Below are 16,309 nucleotides of genomic sequence, written 5' to 3'. Positions count from 1 at the left end.
CTCGCCGAATGGAGAGAAGGGCGGTTGTAGTTTTTTGTGTAGTCGGAAATAGAAAATCGGCTGCGGCAAGGGATGCCATTGATGTATCCCCGATCCCTGTCCGTTGCGCGCAATACCAGCACGATCTCCAAGCCTTACACACTATTGCAAATGCAAATTATTATCAATAGTATTTGGCGTACAGTGCGTTCGGGCGGTGGCCGGCGATAGGGAAAAGTCGACGTTCCCGGTGCTGCCAACTACAAAATGGGTAGGCGTTGTGAATACAGAACTACAGTCAGAAAGCAGCAGATTATTGGCCAGCAGCAATGCGGGCAGTCCAGGGTGGTGGTTGACGGTGGCACGACGCGGTACGCCATGGGTAGAACCGGCGGGTAACGGCCGGTGGCGAACCACCTTTTTCTGGCGCGATCCTCAGGGATGCGAATTGACCTCCGCCTACCGTCGCGTGTGGATCAACATCAACTGCCTGACCGACCATCATCAGCCGAATCCGCCGCAAAGCCTGCAGCGTTTGGCCGGCACCGACGTGTGGTACTGGCAGACCGAGCTGAGCGGCGCCTGGCGCGGCAGCTACTGCTTTATCCCCTGCTTTGACGAGCGGCCGCCGGCGTTCAGCGGCGACGATGCGCACGCCAACATGCACAACCTGCGGCACTGGTGGCACCAGGTGTTCGCCAGCGCCACCCCCGATCTGCTCAACCCGTACCGCTCCTGGCAAAGCGCCAGCGGCCACAGCGTCTCCGGCCTGCACATGCCGGATGCGCCACCGCAGCTGGTATGGCGTTCGTTCGATGAGTATGAAATAGCCAGCGGGCGCTGCACGCCGCCGCTGCCGGCGCGTTTGCAGCGCCATACCTGGCAGAGCGAGCGTCTCGGCAACAGCCGCGACGTCTGGATTTACACCACCGGCGACAGCAAGCCGGCCGAGCGCCCGTTGGCTATCCTGCTCGACGGCCAATTCTGGGCGAAGCAGATGCCGGTCTGGGAGCCGCTGATGCAGCTGACCCGCGAAGGGGCGTTGCCGGAAGCGGTGTATGTGCTGATCGATATCATCGATCTGCCGCACCGGTCGCGCGAACTGACCTGCAAAGACGACTTCTGGCTGGCGGTGCAGGAAGAACTGATGCCGCAGCTGGCCGACTGGGCGCCGCACAGCGACAAGCCGGCCGATACGGTGGTGGCGGGGCAAAGCTTTGGCGGCCTGGCCTCCCTGTATGCCGGGCTGCGTTGGCCGCAGCGCTTCGGTGCGGTGATCACCCAGTCCGGTTCCTACTGGTGGCCGCGGCGCGACATGCTGCAGCTGCCGAGCATTCCCGACGACGCCTGCTGGCTGATGCAGCAGGTAGAACGTCACGGCCTGGGCAACCACGGCGCGCTGAAGGTCTTTATGGAAGCCGGTTCGCAGGAAAAGCTGGTGCATCGGGTCAGCGGCGAAATGGCGGCACGCCTGAGCGACGCCGGCCATCGGGTGCACTACCGGGTGGTGGAAGGCGGGCATGACGCGCTGTGCTGGCGCAGCGGCCTGACCGACGGGCTGCAGGCGGTATGGGCTTCCGCTTTCGCCACCGCTTATCCGGCATCGGCGACGGCGACGGCAACGGCACGAGGAACACATGATGGAAAGCCTGAATCCGTTCGATGATCTACAGCAGCGCAGCCTGGTGCTGCGCAACGTACAACAACAATACAGTTTGTGGCCGGATTTCCGCGCCATTCCGTCCGAGTGGACGATCGTCTTCGGCCCGGCGGCGCGCACCGAGTGCGCCGAATGGCTGGAACAGCATTGGCAAGACATTCTGCCGGTCGCAGCACGCGAGGCGTGACCGGCGCCAGGTAATCACGGGAGCAATAAGCAGTGTCACACACCCCTAACTCTCTCAGCGGCCCGGCGCTTGCGGGCGAATGGCCGCTGGTCGCGGCACAACCCGGCATCTGGGTCGCCGATCAAATCTCCCCGCATCGCAATGCCTACGCGGTGGCTCACGCCATCGAACTCAACGGCCCTGTCGCCGTGGAGCCTCTGCTGCAGGCCATCATCCAGGGCCTGGGCGAGGTGGACATGCTGCGCCTGCGTTTTGCGGAACGCGACGGCGTGCCGGTGCAATGGCTGGATGACACGCTGGCGGCGCACGCGCCGGAACTTGTCGATCTGACGACGTCGCCGGATCCTGAAGCCGCCGCGCGCGCGCTGATGGACATCGATCTGGCGAGCGATCTGCGCGCCGGCAGCGGCGCGCCGCTGTATCGTCATGTGGTGATGCGTCTGGCGGATGACCGCTGGTTCTGGTATCAGCGCTATCACCATCTGCTGGTGGACGGTTTCAGCTTCACCGCCATCGCGCGCCGCGTGGCGGCGATTTACACCCATCTTTGCCGCGGCGACGCGCTGGAACCGACGCCTTTCACGGCGTTCAGCGACGTGGTGGCGGAATACCAGGCTTACCGGCAGGCCCCGGCCTGGCAACGCGACGCCGATTTCTGGCGCGAAAAAGCACGGCAGCTGCCGCCGCCGGCCACGCTCTGTCCGCAGCCGCTGGCCGGGCAAACGCCCACGCCGCGCATCCACCGGCTGGAACAGCGCTGCGATCCGCAGGCCTTCGCCGAACTGGTGCAGTGCGGCGCGCAGCAGAAGCTGAACGCCGCCGATATGGCGGTGGCGCTGGTGGCGCTGTGGGTGTCGCGTCTGAGCGGCCAACCGAGCTTCAGCGCCGGTTTTATCTTCATGCGCCGTACCGGATCGGCCGCCCTGTGCGCCGCCGGCCCGGTGATCAACGTGCTGCCGATGGAGATGCACCTCGAGCCGCAGGCCACGCTGTATGAGGCCGCCGCCCGCATCAGCCGCGAGCTGAAAACGGTGCGCCGCCATCAGCGCTACGACGCTGAACAGGTGCAGCGCGATCTGGGGCGCATCGGCGACGGTGAACCGCTGTACGGTACGGTCTTCAACTTCAAAATGTTCGATTACCAGCTGGACTTCGCCGGTATCGAAGGCATTACCCACGATCTGGCCTCCGGGCCGGTGCGCGATCTGGAGATTGCGCTGTTTATCGACGAACACCATCAGCTGAAGGTGGAGCTGCTGGCCAACGCCGAGCGTTACAGCCGTCAGGAACTGCTGGCGCATCTGCAGCGGTTGCCGCTGCTGCTGGCGCAGTTCGCCGCACAGGCAACGTTGCCGATCGGCGAAGCCGACATGCTGACCGCCGACGATCATGCGCTGCTGGCGCGGGTCAACGACACGGCGCATCCGGTGCCGGCGACCACGCTGAGCCAACTGCTGGCGCAGCAGGCGCAAAGCACGCCGGACGCACCGGCGCTGGCGGATGCGCATTTCAGCTTCACCTACCGCGAAACGCGCGAGCAGGTCACGGCGCTGGCGCGCCAGCTGGTGGCGCAGGGCGTGCGACCGGGCGACATCGTGGCGGTGGCACTGCCGCGTTCGGTGTTCCTGTCGCTGGCGTTGATGGCGATCGTGGAAGCGGGCGCCGCCTATCTGCCGCTGGACACCGGTTATCCGGACGAGCGGCTGGCGATGATGCTGGAAGACGCCGCGCCGCGGCTGGTCATCACCAACCCGGCGCAGCAGGCGCGTTTCGCCGACAAGGGCGAGATCTTGCTGTATGACGCGCCGCTGGCGGCCGATCACGCCGCCGGGGTGGCGATCGCGGGCCCGACGCCGGACCATGCGGCCTATATCATCTTTACCTCCGGCTCCACCGGGCGTCCGAAAGGCGTGCTGGTCGGCCATCAGGCGATCGTCAACCGCTTACTGTGGATGCAGCACCAGTACCCGCTGGGGGCGGACGACGCGGTGCTGCAGAAAACGCCATGCAGTTTCGACGTCTCGGTGTGGGAATTCTTCTGGCCGCTGATGGTCGGCGCCCGGCTGGTGATGGCGCCGCCGGAGGCGCACCGCGACCCGCAGCAGCTGCAACAGCTGATCGCACAACATCGCATTACCACGCTGCACTTCGTGCCGTCGATGCTGGCGGCCTTCGTCGCTGCCCTGGACGACGACGCGGCGGTGGCGAGCTGCGCCGCGCTGCGCCAGGTGTTCTGCAGCGGCGAAGCGCTGCCGGCGGAGCTGTGCCGCCTGTGGCAAAGCCGCACGGCGGTGCCGTTGCACAACCTCTACGGCCCGACCGAGGCGGCGGTGGACGTGACCTGGCATCCGGCCTACGGCGACGCGCTGGCGAAGGTGACCGGCGCCAACGTGCCGATCGGCCTGCCGGTATGGAACACCGGGTTGCGCATTCTGGACGCGCGCCTGCGGCCGGTGCCGCCGGGCGTGGCGGGCGATCTGTATCTGACCGGCGTGCAGCTGGCGCACGGCTACCTTGGCCGGCCGGATCTGACCGCCAGCCGCTTTGTCGCCGATCCGTTCGGCGAGGGCGGACGGATGTACCGCACCGGCGACGTGGCGCGCTGGCTGCCGGACGGCGCGGTGGAATATTTGGGCCGCAGCGACGATCAGCTGAAGATCCGCGGGCAGCGTATCGAGCTGAGTGAAATCGACCACGCCTTGCTGTCGCTGCCGGGCGTGCGCCAGGCGGTGACGCACGCGCTGGTGTTGCAGGGTACGCCGGTGGACGCCGGCGGCGATGCGCGCCAGCTGGTGGGTTATCTGGTGATGCAACCCGGCGCGAGCTGGGATGCGGAAGTTTTGCGTGCGGCGCTGGCCGACCGCCTGCCGCCGCACATGGTGCCGGTGGCGTTGGTGGAAATGCAGGATTTGCCGCTGAGCGCCAACGGCAAGCTGGATCGCAAGGCGTTGCCGCAGCCGCAGGGCGGTGAACGCAAGGCGGGGCGGACGCCGCAGGCCGGGTTGGAAAGCGAGATCGCGGCGGTATTCGCCCGTTTGCTGCAGCGCGAGCAGGTGTTCGCCGACGACGATTTCTTCGCGCTCGGCGGCCATTCGCTGCTGGCGATGCGCCTGGCGGCGGAGCTGCGCCGCGATCTGGGCAAGGCGGTGTCCGTCGGCCAGGTGATGGTGGCGTCGCGCGTTGAGCAGCTGGCCGCCTTGCTGGCGGAGGATCGCACGCAGGAAGAGGCCGATCGCAGTGGCTTCGACAGCGTATTGCCGCTGCGCGTCACCGAGGGGCCGACGCTGTTCTGTCTGCATCCGGCATCCGGCTTCTCCTGGCAGTTCAGCGTATTGCCGCGCTATCTCGACCAGCACTGGTCGCTGGTCGGCATCCAGTCGCCGCGGCCGGATGGCCCGCTGGCGCTGAGCGAAGACATGGATCAGGTAGTGGATGCCCACTTGCAGACGGTGTTGCAGGTGCAGCCGCACGGGCCGTACCACTTCATCGGTTATTCGCTCGGCGGCACGCTGGCGCAGGGCATCGCCGCCCGGTTGCAGGCGCGCGGCGAGCAAGTGGCGTTCCTCGGCCTGCTGGATACCTATCCGCCGGAGACCCAAAACTGGGACGTGATGCTGGACGACAACGTGTTGAAGGAAGTGCAGCGCGAGCGCGAGCAGTTCCTGGCGGTGTCGCAGGACACGCTCGATCCGGCGCTAGGCGAGACGCGCACGGCGATGTTCGACAACATCGAAGCCAACTACGCCGATTCGGTGCGGTTGCTGTCGCACACGCGGACCGCCCGTTTCCACGGCCAGGCGACGCTGTTCGTCGCTAAACGCACGCTGCAGGAAGGGATGGACGTGCAGCAAACCTGGTCGCAGTACGTCGATGCGCTGCAGGCGCACGAGCTGGACTGTGCGCACGTCGATATCGTTTCGCCGGCGTCGTTCAAAGTGCTGGGGCCGCTGCTGAACCGGATCTTGCGCACGCTGTAATGACGCCCTCATCCCGCCGCCAGGCACGGGATTATCCCGCGTTTGGCGGCGTTTCTTGCGGTCGCTCACAATTGAATATCAATGAGTTTTATTATCATTATTGATTTCGTCATCTGTGCTAGCATAGCGCCCCGCAACTGCAGAATCCCCGTTTAAAGATGTGGTGAACAACCGATGAGTAGCAAACCCTCCATCCTGCTTGATTTTAGCCTGCTGAAAACCAACCGGGCTTTCCGCGCGGTGTTCTGCGCGCGCTTTATCTCCATTGTGGCGCTGGGGTTGATGGCGATCGCCATCCCGGTGCAGATCCAGGCGTTGACCGGTTCCACCCTGCAGGTCGGGCTGGCGGTGACGCTGGCCGGCGGCGGCATGTTCGCTGGGCTGCTGATGGGAGGGGTATTGGCCGATCGCTATGAGCGACGCCGGCTGATTCTGTTTGCGCGTTCCACCTGCGGCGTCGGTTTTGTCGGCCTGTGTCTCAACGCCCTGCTGCCGTCGCCTTCGCTGGCGGCCATTTATCTGCTGGCGGTGTGGGACGGCTTCTTCGGCGCGGTGGGGGTGACGGCGCTGCTGGCGGCCACGCCGGCGCTGGTGGGCCGCGAAAACATCGTGCAGGCGGGCGCCATCAGCATGCTGACGGTGCGCTTCGGCTCGATTCTTTCTCCGGCGATCGGCGGCCTGGTGATCGCCCATATGGGCATCGCCTGGAACTACGGTCTGGCGGCGTTCGGCACCCTGCTGACGTTGCTGCCGCTGCTGAGCCTGCCGCAGCTGATGCCACCGCCGCAGCCGCGTGAACACCCGCTGCGCGCGCTGGCGGGCGGTTTCGCTTTCCTGTTCCAGAACAAGGTGATCGGCATGGTGGCGCTGATCGGCGCGCTGCTGACCATGGCCAGCGCGGTGCGCGTGCTGTACCCGGCGATGGCGGAAGGTTGGCACATCGACGCTGCCCACCTCGGTTATATGTACGCCGCCGTGCCGCTCGGCGCGGCCATCGGCGCGTTCACCAGCGGGCGCGTGGCGCACGTGGCGCGCCCCGGCTGGGTGATGCTGCTGACGGCGATCGCGGCGTTCGCCGCCATTGGCCTGTTCGGCCTGATGCCGTGGTACAGCCTGGCGTTGCTGTGTCTGGTGGCGTTCGGCTACCTGAGCGCGCTGAACTCGCTGCTGCAATACGGTCTGATCCAGAGCCTGACGCCGGACAACTTCCTCGGCCGCATCAATGGCCTGTGGACGGCGCAGAACGTGGTGGGCGATGCGCTGGGCGCGTTGCTGCTGGGGGCGATGGGCGCCTTTATGCTGCCGGCGATGAGCGCCAGCGGCTTTGGCTTCGGCGCGGCGGCGCTCGGCATCTTGCTGTTGTTCGCCATGACCGGTTTGCGTCAGGTCACGATGCACAAACCGGAGCCGCAGCCGGCTACGGAAAAGTAGTCGAACGCGTTAAGACAACGCTGTGGGATCAAATAGCAATGCTTATCATCGGCATGCGTAAAACCCACAGCGTTTATGTCATGATTTCGAAATGAAAGAAGTGCTTACGTTTATTGACATAGCAAATATCGGCGAGTAATTTAGCGCGGAATTAACTCAAATGATAATCATTATTATATTGGTTATCACTTCAAATTCTTGAGGGCGAAGCGATGGATACTGCCGTGAACGACATCAATCGAAAGGAAGTGCAGGAGTGCGAAGAGCAGCGATTTGCCGCTGATTTTTCTCCGGCGTCGGGCTTCTTCTTTACTTCTCCTTTCCGCAGTCTGACCACCACCGGTTGTTTCAGCCGCATTCGCCTGCCGGCCGCAGACGGCGCCGATCTGAACGGCGAGTTCCAGCGCAGCGTACGGCAGGCGTTTGCCGAGGCCCGACAGGCCGGCATCAAAAAGCCGCTGCTGTGCGGCGCCATCCCGTTCGATACCCGGCAGCCTTCGGCGCTGTTTATTCCGCAGCAGAGTCGCTGGTTCGATCGCGCCGCCTTTATGGCCGGCGTTAGGCCGGCGGCGGACGGGCCGGAGCTGGCCGGGGTAACGGAGCTGCCTCCACAGCAGCCGTTCATGAACATGGTCAGCGACGCCGTCGACGCGATGAAGGCCGGTGAGTTGGACAAAGTGGTCTTGTCGCGCCTGCTGGAGATCGAAACGCGTCAGCCGGTGGATCGCCATGCGCTGATGGCGCGCGTGATTGCCCAGAACCCGCACGGTTTCCATTTCCATGTGCCGCTGGAGCAGGGCGCGCTGTTGGGCGCCAGCCCCGAATTGCTGCTGCGCCAGGACGGCGGACGTTTCTATTCCAACCCGCTGGCCGGTTCCGCCCGGCGCGAGGCCGACCCGCAGCGCGATCGCGAAGTGGGAGAGCGGCTGATGGCCTCGGCGAAAGATCGCCACGAGCATCGCATCGTCACCGAAAGCATGCGTGACGTGCTGGCCGGCCGCTGCCGCTACCTGAACGTGCCGCAAACCCCTGAATTATTGACCACCACCACGCTGTGGCATCTCTCCACGCCGATCGACGGCGAGGCGGCATCTCCCGACGAAAACGCCCTGTCGCTGGCCTGCCTGCTGCACCCGACGCCGGCGCTGTGTGGCATGCCGACGGCCCAGGCGCACGCCCTGATCGGCAAGCTGGAACCATTCGATCGCGGCCTGTTCGGCGGCATCGTCGGCTGGTGCGACGACGAAGGCAACGGCGAGTGGGTAGTGACTATCCGCTGCGGCACCGTTGACGGCAACCGGGTACGGCTGTTCGCCGGCGCCGGCATCGTGGAAGACTCTTCACCCGAATCTGAATGGCATGAAACAGGCACCAAACTCAGCACCATTCTGCGTGCCTTTGGTATGAATCAAGGATAACGACAAGATGAGCATTGCCTTTACCCCCTGGCCGGCGGAGTTCGCCAGCCGCTATCGCGAGCGCGGCTACTGGATTGACAAGCCGCTGACCGAGATCCTCGACCGCCAGGCCAACAATGACGCTCCGGCGATCATCGACGCCCAGGGCAGCCTGTCCTATCGCGAACTGCAACAGCGCTCCGATCGCCTGGCGGCCGCTTTGCTGCGCCGCGGCGTGAAATCCGGCGACACCGCACTGGTGCAGCTGGGCAACGTGGCGGAGTTCTATATCGTGTTCTTCGCGCTGCTGAAAATTGGCGTGGCGCCGGTCAACGCGCTGTTCAGCCATCAGCGCAGCGAGCTGAACGCCTATGCCGAGCAGATCAAACCGGCGCTGCTGATCGCCGATCGCCAGCACGCGCTGTTTGCCGACGATCAATTCCTGAGCGCCTTCCGCGATGCGCATCCTTCGCTGCGGGTCGTGGCGCTGCGCAGCCAGGCCGAGGGTGAGCTGGCGCTGGCCGCCTGGCTGGGCGAAGCGAGCGACGATTTCGTCGCGCAGCCTTCCGCGGCCGATCGGGTGGCGTTCTTCCAGCTTTCCGGCGGCAGCACCGGTACGCCGAAGCTGATCCCGCGCACCCACAATGACTACTACTACAGCATTCGCCGCAGCGTGGAGATCTGCCGTTTCGATGCGCAGACCCGTTATCTGTGCGCGCTGCCGGTGGCGCACAACTACCCGATGAGTTCGCCGGGCGTGCTGGGCGTGTTTTATGGCGCCGGGCTGGTGGTGTTCGCCGCCGATCCAGACGCCGGGCAATGTTTCCGCCTGATTGAACAGCACCAAATCAACGTGACGGCGCTGGTGCCGCCGGCGGTCACGTTGTGGCTGCAGGCGATCGAAGAGTGGGGCGGCAATGCCCAGCTTGCCAGCCTGAAACTGCTGCAGGTGGGCGGTGCCAAGCTGGGCGAAACGCTGGCGGCGCGCATTCAGAACGAAATCGGCTGCCAACTGCAGCAGGTGTTCGGCATGGCGGAAGGGCTGGTGAACTACACCCGACTGGACGACGACGAGCGCCACATCCTGGCGACGCAAGGGCGGCCGATGTCGCCGGACGACGAGGTGTGGGTGGCGGATGACGACGGCAATCCGTTGCCGGCGGGCGAGGTCGGGCGGTTGATGACGCGCGGGCCTTACACCTTCCGTGGTTACTACCAGAGCCCGGCGCACAACGCCGATGCTTTCGACGCCGACGGTTTCTATTGCTCCGGCGATCTGATCAGCATCAGCGAAGACGGTTACATCACCGTGCAGGGGCGGCAAAAAGACCAGATCAACCGCGGCGGGGAGAAGATCGCTGCCGAGGAGATCGAGAACCTGCTGCAGCGTCATCCGGACGTGATCAATGCCGCGCTGGTGTCGATGCCGGACGCGCTGATGGGGGAGAAGAGCTGCGCCTATATCATCGCCAACGCGCCGCTGAAACCGGTGGTGCTGCGCCGTCACCTGCGTGAACAGGGCGTGGCGGACTTCAAACTGCCGGATCGCTTTATTCAGGTGGACAGCCTGCCGCTGACCCCGGTCGGCAAAGTGGACAAAAAACGGCTGCGCCAGCAGCTCGAAGCGCAATTACAGACTCAGGCTCAGGGAGATTAATCGATGGCCATTCCAAAACTTAATGATTACGCGCTGCCGACGGCGGACGAACTGCCGCAAAATAAAGTCACCTGGCAGGTGGAGCCGCAGCGCGCCGCGCTGTTGATCCACGATATGCAGCAGTATTTCCTCAACTTCTGGGGCGAGGACAGCGCGCTGATTAAACAGGTGGTGGAGAACATCGCCAACCTGCGCCGCTACTGCAAGCAGCAGGGCATCCCGGTGTTCTATACCGCGCAGCCGAACCAGCAGAGCGATGAAGATCGCGCGCTGTTGAACGACATGTGGGGGCCGGGCCTGAACAAGCACCCTGAGCAGCAGGCGGTGACCGCCGCGCTGGCGCCGGACGAAGACGATACGGTGCTGGTGAAATGGCGCTACAGCGCCTTCCATCGCTCACCGCTGCAGGAGATCCTGCAGGAGTCCGGCCGCGATCAGCTGATCATCTGCGGCGTGTATGCGCACATCGGCTGCCTGACCACCGCCATCGACGCCTTCATGCGCAACATCCAGCCGTTCATGGTGGCCGATGGTCTGGCGGACTTCTCGCGCGACGAACACCTGATGGCGCTGCGCTACACCGCCGGCCGCTGCGGCCGGGTGGTGACCACCGCGTCTCTGCTGCCGGCGGCCGGTATCGCCAGCATCGATGCGCTGCGTCAGCAGATCCTGCCGCTGCTGGACGAAGACAGCGAAGACATGGGCAACGATGAAAACCTGATCGATTACGGGCTGGATTCGGTGCGCATCATGGAACTGGCGACTCGTTGGCGCAAGATCCGCAGCGACATCGACTTTATCGCGCTGGCGCGCAACCCGACCATCGACAGCTGGTGGGCGCTGCTTTCCGAAGAGAAAGCCTGATTTTTAATAACGATAATGCGGCGGCCGTCTGGTTTGACATAAAACGCCGCTCTTTTGACCCATATCCAAAATAGTTGCAGCTGCATCAAGGCGGCCAGAACGTGAGTCCCCAGGAGCTTACTCAGGTAAGTGACTGGGGCGAGCGAGCGCAGCCAACGCCGATGTAGCTGCAAGTATGAAGGATATAAGGAGATTTTGATGAATACTTTGATTACCAAGGGAAAACGTGCGGCATTCCCGCTGATGCTGCTGTCCACGCTGCTGTTCTCCAACACCTTGCAGGCGCAAACCGCGCCGGAAGTGCTGCGCAAGCCGGTCGGCAAAGGCGCTTATGAAATGGCTTACAGCCCGAGCGAAAACGCGCTCTACCTGGCCACCTCGCAGAGCCGCAAGCTGGACAAGGGCGGCATCGTCTACCGTCTGGATCCGACCACGCTGGATGTGACCCAGATTATCCATAACGACATCAAGCCGTTTGGCGCCGCCGTCAATGCCAAGACCGGCACGCTGTTCTTCGGCAACACCGTCAATAACTCGGTAACCGCGATCGACGCCAAAACCGGCGACGTGAAAGGCCGCCTGGTGCTGGACGCGCGCCAGCGCTCCGAAACCGTCAAGCCGCTGGCGCCGCGCGAACTGGTGGCGGATGCCGACAGCGATACGCTGTACATCACCGGGCTGGGGGATTTCAGCGTGGTGTGGGTGGTGGACGGCAAGGATCTGACCCTGCGCGCCACCGTGACCGACACCGGCAAATACGGCACCGGCCTGGCGCTGGACGCCGCCGCCAAACGCCTGTATGTCACCAACGCCGACGGCGAGCTGGTGACCATCGACACCCAGAGCAACAAGGTGCTGTCGCGCAAGAAGCTGGATGAGTCTAAAGAGCACTTCTTCCTGAACATCAGCCTGGATACCGCCACTCACCGCGCTTTCATCACCGATTCCAAGCAGCCGCAGGTGCTGGTGGTGGATACCCGCAACGGCAACATCCTGAGCAAGATCGACGTGCCGGAATCGCTGGCGGTGCTGTTCAACCCGGCGCGCAATGAAGTTTACGTCACCCACCGCCAGGCGGGCGAAGTGAGCGTGATCGATGCCAAGAGCTACAAGGTGCTGAACACCATCAAGACGCCGACCCATCCGAACAGCCTGGCGCTGTCGCCGGATGGCCAAACGCTGTATGTCAGCGTCAAACAGGCTTCCAGCCGCGAGAAAGAAGCGACCGCGCCGGACGACGTGATCCGCGTAGCGCTGAAATAATCTCACCCAGGTAAGCACACCTCGAACAGGCGAAGCGGCGACGCTCCGCCTGTTTTTTTTCGCCGTGCGATCTGCGGTATAAAGAGTGGATTGCCTTATTGACCCGAAGGAACGTTGGATATGCCCGTTTCACGCTCTCCGCTGTTGTTGTCTGTGAGCACCCTGCTGCTGCTGGCGGCGCTGATCCACAGCGGCATTCATCCTTACGATCGCACCACCTGGCTGATGGAAGTGGCGCCGGTCTTGATTGTTTTGCCGCTGCTGTGGCTGACCCACCGCCGTTACCCGCTGACGCCGCTGCTCTACACGCTGATTTTCTTCCACGCGCTGATTCTGATTTTCGGCGGTATGTACAGCTATGCCCGCGTGCCGCTGGGGTTTGAGGTGCAGCAGTGGCTGGATCTTGGCCGCAACCCGTACGACAAACTGGGGCATTTCTTTCAGGGATTGGTGCCGGCGCTGGCGGCGCGCGAGATCCTGCTGCGTGGCGGCTATGTGCAGGGGCGCAAGATGTTGGGCTTCGTGGTGTGCTGCATCGCGCTGGCCATCAGCGCCCTGTATGAGCTGATCGAGTGGTGGGCGGCGCTGGCGCTGGGTCAGGGCGCCGACGAGTTTCTCGGCACCCAGGGCGACCCGTGGGACACCCAGTCCGACATGTTCTGCGCGCTGCTCGGGGCGATATGCGGCTTGTTGCTGTTCGGGCGCTGGCAGGATCGGCAAATCGCTCGCTTAGGCTGAGAAACTTTAAATGAACACATCGCAATAGCCCGCCGTATGGCGGGTTTTCTTTATACAGTTGGCGATGCATGTACCCGTGCAGGGGCGATCGTCGGGAGATAATCGCCATTGAAAATTTGGCTTCTTACTTTATATGATTTTCGGTTATTTATTTGATTTTATTGAGTTTACTTTTAATTGTTAGGAATTTTCTTATTCTTGTCGCTATGCTAATATCGCCATGCCTGGTCGGGGGTAATTAGCGTTAATCAGTTTATGGCGCAGGGAATGATGAGATATATAATTAATAATAATATTAAGTATCATGAAGATAGATCGGAGCTGGTCTCGCTGCATGATGATATCCCGCCAATTGCGCTGACGGCCACGCTGAACCGTTTGCTCTCCACGCTAGTTAGAAACAACCATCAGGTGCTTTCCCGTGAAACTTTGCTGACGCAGGTGTGGGAGGCGCACGGCCAGGTCGCTTCCGGCAACAACCTCAACAACACGATTTCGATCTTGCGCAAAGCGTTTTCTTCGCTCGGCGAGGAGGAGATTATCGTCACTTTGCCGCGACAAGGTTTCATGTTCACCGCCGCGACGATAAAAACGGCGGATAGCCTGGCAGAAAATAGGGTGGAGCCTGATGCAGAGCCGGCTGGTGCTGACGTGATGCCCGTTGCGCGCAGCTTTAGGCCGCTTAAATCAGCCGCTCTGGCCGCATTGCTCGCGTTGGCTGCGGGCAGCGCCCTTTGGGCCTGGTGGGATACGGGATATCAGCCGGCCAGTATGCTCGAGGTGGGTAGCATCGGTCGTTGCAATGTTCGTCTGGTCACCACCTTTCATCAGCCGGTAGTCAGTGAAGTTGATTTAACTCATCTGCGCGACATGTTGAAACGACGCCCGCAAATCCAATGCGACGAGCCGGCGACGCTGCTTTATTACGATACGCAAGCGTTGGCGCCAAACGGTTCCGGGAAGACCCGAACCTCCTACTTTTATTATTGCCCGCAGTCGCAAATGGCAGATAACAAAGTGCAATGTGAGAGTTTTTATGAAAGCTGGGGGCTATAAGTTGATGAGGCGATACGGCTACCTCTTGCTGGCATTGTCGGCTCTTGGTTGCTGCGCCGTTGCTGCTTATTTTCTGTTTTTCAAACCGCAAATTCCGGAATGCCGGGCGGTGGAGCATGTGACCGACAACGTCGCCGGGCGTAGCGTTGAACGTATTGTTCTGGTTAATGTGGTTCCCGACGGCCGGCGGCGGATCAATATTTTGCTGAACGGCAGGGTGTATGACGGCAAGGAGCGCTATGTCGTTTCCCGCGTGCTGGTGTTGGACTATCGGCGGCAGGGAAGCAACTACACGCTGTTGGTTAAGGAAAATATAAAAAGGCCGCATGACTCGATAAAGCTTGAAGATTTTAACCGGCGGTTACCGGAGCAAGGCATGCAGCTGCACTGGCGTATTGAGCGGATCGACAGCCGGCATTTCTTATTCGCGGATAACCATGCGCCGCTGTTCGTGTGCGCCACGCCTTAGGGCATCCCCTTGGTTAATCCCAAGGGGATGTTAATGTTACGCTGCCTGGTGAGGTCAATTTGCAATATCAACGCTACGCTTTATCGATGTAATTATAAGTGCAGGGTTTTTTGGGTTCCCGAGGGCAGAAGGTCAGCAACGCCTGGTCTTTTTGCGCGGTTTCGTCGCGGATGCTGTCGTAGTAATACACGTCGGCTGGGCTTTGGCAGTTAAAACCGGCGTGCTGTATCCGCTGTCTGATTTTGGGCAGGGCATCACCGCGTGAATTCACGCTATAGATTTGGCAAAGCTCATATTTACCCAACAGATGCATATTGGTGCGGGCGCCCTGTTGATAAAACTCGATGGCGAAGAAGAGAGCCAGGCAAATAGCGATGAGCATAACCCATCGCTGTAATCCCCGCGGAATGCCAACCCCCCTTTTTATTGGTGGCAATGCAGGGGAAACCTTGGTTTTGTTATCGGCGATATTGCTGTATTCACCGTTGGGTTTATCAATCTCACGAATACTTTCGGCATTGAATTTAAACCCCTGCCGGGGATAGGTGACAATAATCTCTTCGGCACCCAGTTGGGCTAAGGATTTTCGCAAGCCCGACACGTAATTATTTAAGTTGTTGTTGGATGCTTTTAATCCATGGTCTACCCACACATCATTAAGCAGCCGTTCACGCAACAGCAGTTTCTTATTGTTCTGGATAAATAATGAAAGCAACCGGCTAGCCGGCTTGAGCAAGACTATTTTGTTCTCGATATTGTCTGTATGGGCCAAAGTATTCTCGTCTTCATTGTATAGAATCCCCTTGTTAATTTCTATAATCATATCTTTATCCTTCAGGTTTCCTTTTGAGGGATTATTCTCGGGTCTTATTTTTGTTTTTTCAATCATGCGCGATTCTTGCAGTAGAGAATTTTCTTAATATATATAATGAAAGGGTTAATTATTTATTAATCTATAGGGTTTTTAAAATAATTACCAATAATTAAAGCTATTTTTTTATATCAAATTCTATTTTTCTTTATTATGCAGCGCATAAAACTGTATTTATCTCGTTATGCAGTATATCGTTTTATTTTGACGTGGTGGCGTGTAAATTTGTTCCCACTGGTTGGATAGCTGAAAGCGGAGAGCAATCCATGTGCCTGAAATATATAAATCAGGCGGGGTGTTTCTTTTGCAGGAGAAAACCAGTCGTTTTTAAACGTTCAACGCTTATTTACTTACTAAGGAATGTAAGAACTATGAAACTGAATAACATCATGATGGCGGCAGTGGTTGCCTTTGGTATGTCTTCCAGCGCATTCGCGGCCGACCAGGGCCACGGTAAAGTGACCTTCACCGGCTCGATTATCGATGCGCCGTGCTCCATTAACCCGGATTCCGTCGATCAGACCGTTGAGCTGGGTCAGATCTCCAAGGTGGCGCTGCTGAACGGCGGCCAGTCCACCCCGCGCAACTTCTCCATCGATCTGGAGAACTGTACGTTTGACGCCGACGCCGTGACCGGCGCGCTGGTGAAAAACAAAGTGGCGCTGACCTTTACCGGCATGGAATCCCAGGCCAACAACGGTCTGCTGGGCATCACCGGCAACGCCAAGGGCGCCGCCGTGGCCATCACCGACGGCTCCGG

13 protein-coding genes are annotated in these 16,309 nt (G+C 61.0%); 12 read left to right on the top strand and 1 reads right to left on the bottom strand.

Annotation, left to right across the window (positions count from 1 at the left end; genetic code table 11):
* Positions 1-259: 259 nt before the first annotated feature.
* The 11 genes from fes to AC6BYQ_RS26045 all read left to right on the top strand — a co-directional run bounded on the left by fes (position 260) and on the right by AC6BYQ_RS26045 (position 14,678).
* Positions 260-1,645, top strand: coding sequence for an enterochelin esterase (fes, locus tag AC6BYQ_RS26095; protein WP_498057759.1), 1,386 nt, complete (start codon positions 260-262; stop codon positions 1,643-1,645).
* Complete coding sequence (locus tag AC6BYQ_RS26090; protein WP_019453420.1) at positions 1,620-1,826, top strand: MbtH family protein; 207 nt, start codon at positions 1,620-1,622, stop codon at positions 1,824-1,826. The genes fes and AC6BYQ_RS26090 overlap by 26 nt, the downstream gene beginning before the upstream one ends.
* Positions 1,827-1,858: 32 nt before the next feature.
* The gene (locus AC6BYQ_RS26085; protein WP_498057758.1) at positions 1,859-5,803 is read left to right on the top strand and encodes an enterobactin synthase subunit F; all 3,945 of its coding nucleotides are present in this window, start codon (positions 1,859-1,861) and stop codon (positions 5,801-5,803) included.
* A gap of 174 nt (positions 5,804-5,977) precedes the next feature.
* Positions 5,978-7,234 carry an enterobactin transporter EntS gene (gene entS, locus AC6BYQ_RS26080; protein ID WP_498057757.1) on the top strand — a complete coding sequence of 419 codons (1,257 nt, stop codon included), beginning with the start codon at positions 5,978-5,980 and terminating at the stop codon, positions 7,232-7,234.
* Positions 7,235-7,446: 212 nt separating this feature from the next.
* Entirely contained in the window at positions 7,447-8,652 is a 1,206-nt protein-coding gene (locus AC6BYQ_RS26075) for an isochorismate synthase (protein ID WP_063919665.1), read from the top strand.
* Between the two features lie 7 nt (positions 8,653-8,659).
* Positions 8,660-10,288: a (2,3-dihydroxybenzoyl)adenylate synthase gene (locus AC6BYQ_RS26070; RefSeq protein WP_498057756.1), complete on the top strand. Its 1,629-nt coding sequence runs from the start codon at positions 8,660-8,662 to the stop codon at positions 10,286-10,288.
* A 3-nt stretch (positions 10,289-10,291) separates the two neighbouring features.
* Positions 10,292-11,152: an isochorismatase gene (locus tag AC6BYQ_RS26065; RefSeq protein WP_016929399.1), complete on the top strand. Its 861-nt coding sequence runs from the start codon at positions 10,292-10,294 to the stop codon at positions 11,150-11,152.
* Between the two features lie 243 nt (positions 11,153-11,395).
* Positions 11,396-12,415 (top strand): 7-bladed beta-propeller protein YncE, encoded by a 1,020-nt coding sequence (gene yncE, locus AC6BYQ_RS26060; RefSeq protein ID WP_498057763.1) that lies wholly within the window; start codon positions 11,396-11,398, stop codon positions 12,413-12,415.
* A gap of 120 nt (positions 12,416-12,535) precedes the next feature.
* Entirely contained in the window at positions 12,536-13,153 is a 618-nt protein-coding gene (locus AC6BYQ_RS26055) for a DUF2238 domain-containing protein (protein WP_498057755.1), read from the top strand.
* Between the two features lie 267 nt (positions 13,154-13,420).
* Complete coding sequence (locus AC6BYQ_RS26050; RefSeq protein WP_498057754.1) at positions 13,421-14,209, top strand: winged helix-turn-helix domain-containing protein; 789 nt, start codon at positions 13,421-13,423, stop codon at positions 14,207-14,209.
* Positions 14,190-14,678 (top strand): hypothetical protein, encoded by a 489-nt coding sequence (locus AC6BYQ_RS26045; protein ID WP_498057753.1) that lies wholly within the window; start codon positions 14,190-14,192, stop codon positions 14,676-14,678. The genes AC6BYQ_RS26050 and AC6BYQ_RS26045 overlap by 20 nt, the downstream gene beginning before the upstream one ends.
* 73 nt (positions 14,679-14,751) lie before the next feature.
* On the opposite strand, the gene AC6BYQ_RS26040 is transcribed toward AC6BYQ_RS26045, so the two are convergent.
* Positions 14,752-15,567, bottom strand: a complete 816-nt coding sequence (locus AC6BYQ_RS26040; RefSeq protein WP_498057752.1) for a winged helix-turn-helix domain-containing protein — start codon at positions 15,565-15,567, stop codon at positions 14,752-14,754.
* Positions 15,568-15,920: 353 nt separating this feature from the next.
* Between AC6BYQ_RS26040 and AC6BYQ_RS26035 the strand changes: the two genes are divergently transcribed.
* Positions 15,921-16,309, top strand: a 389-nt coding sequence (locus AC6BYQ_RS26035; protein ID WP_498057751.1) for a fimbrial protein, incomplete at its 3' end; no start/stop codon positions are given.

The sequence above is a fragment of the Serratia sp. LTN-2 genome (assembly GCF_059740205.1).
Note: the sequence above shows the minus strand (reverse complement) of the source record. Positions and strands in the feature narration are given on the sequence as shown.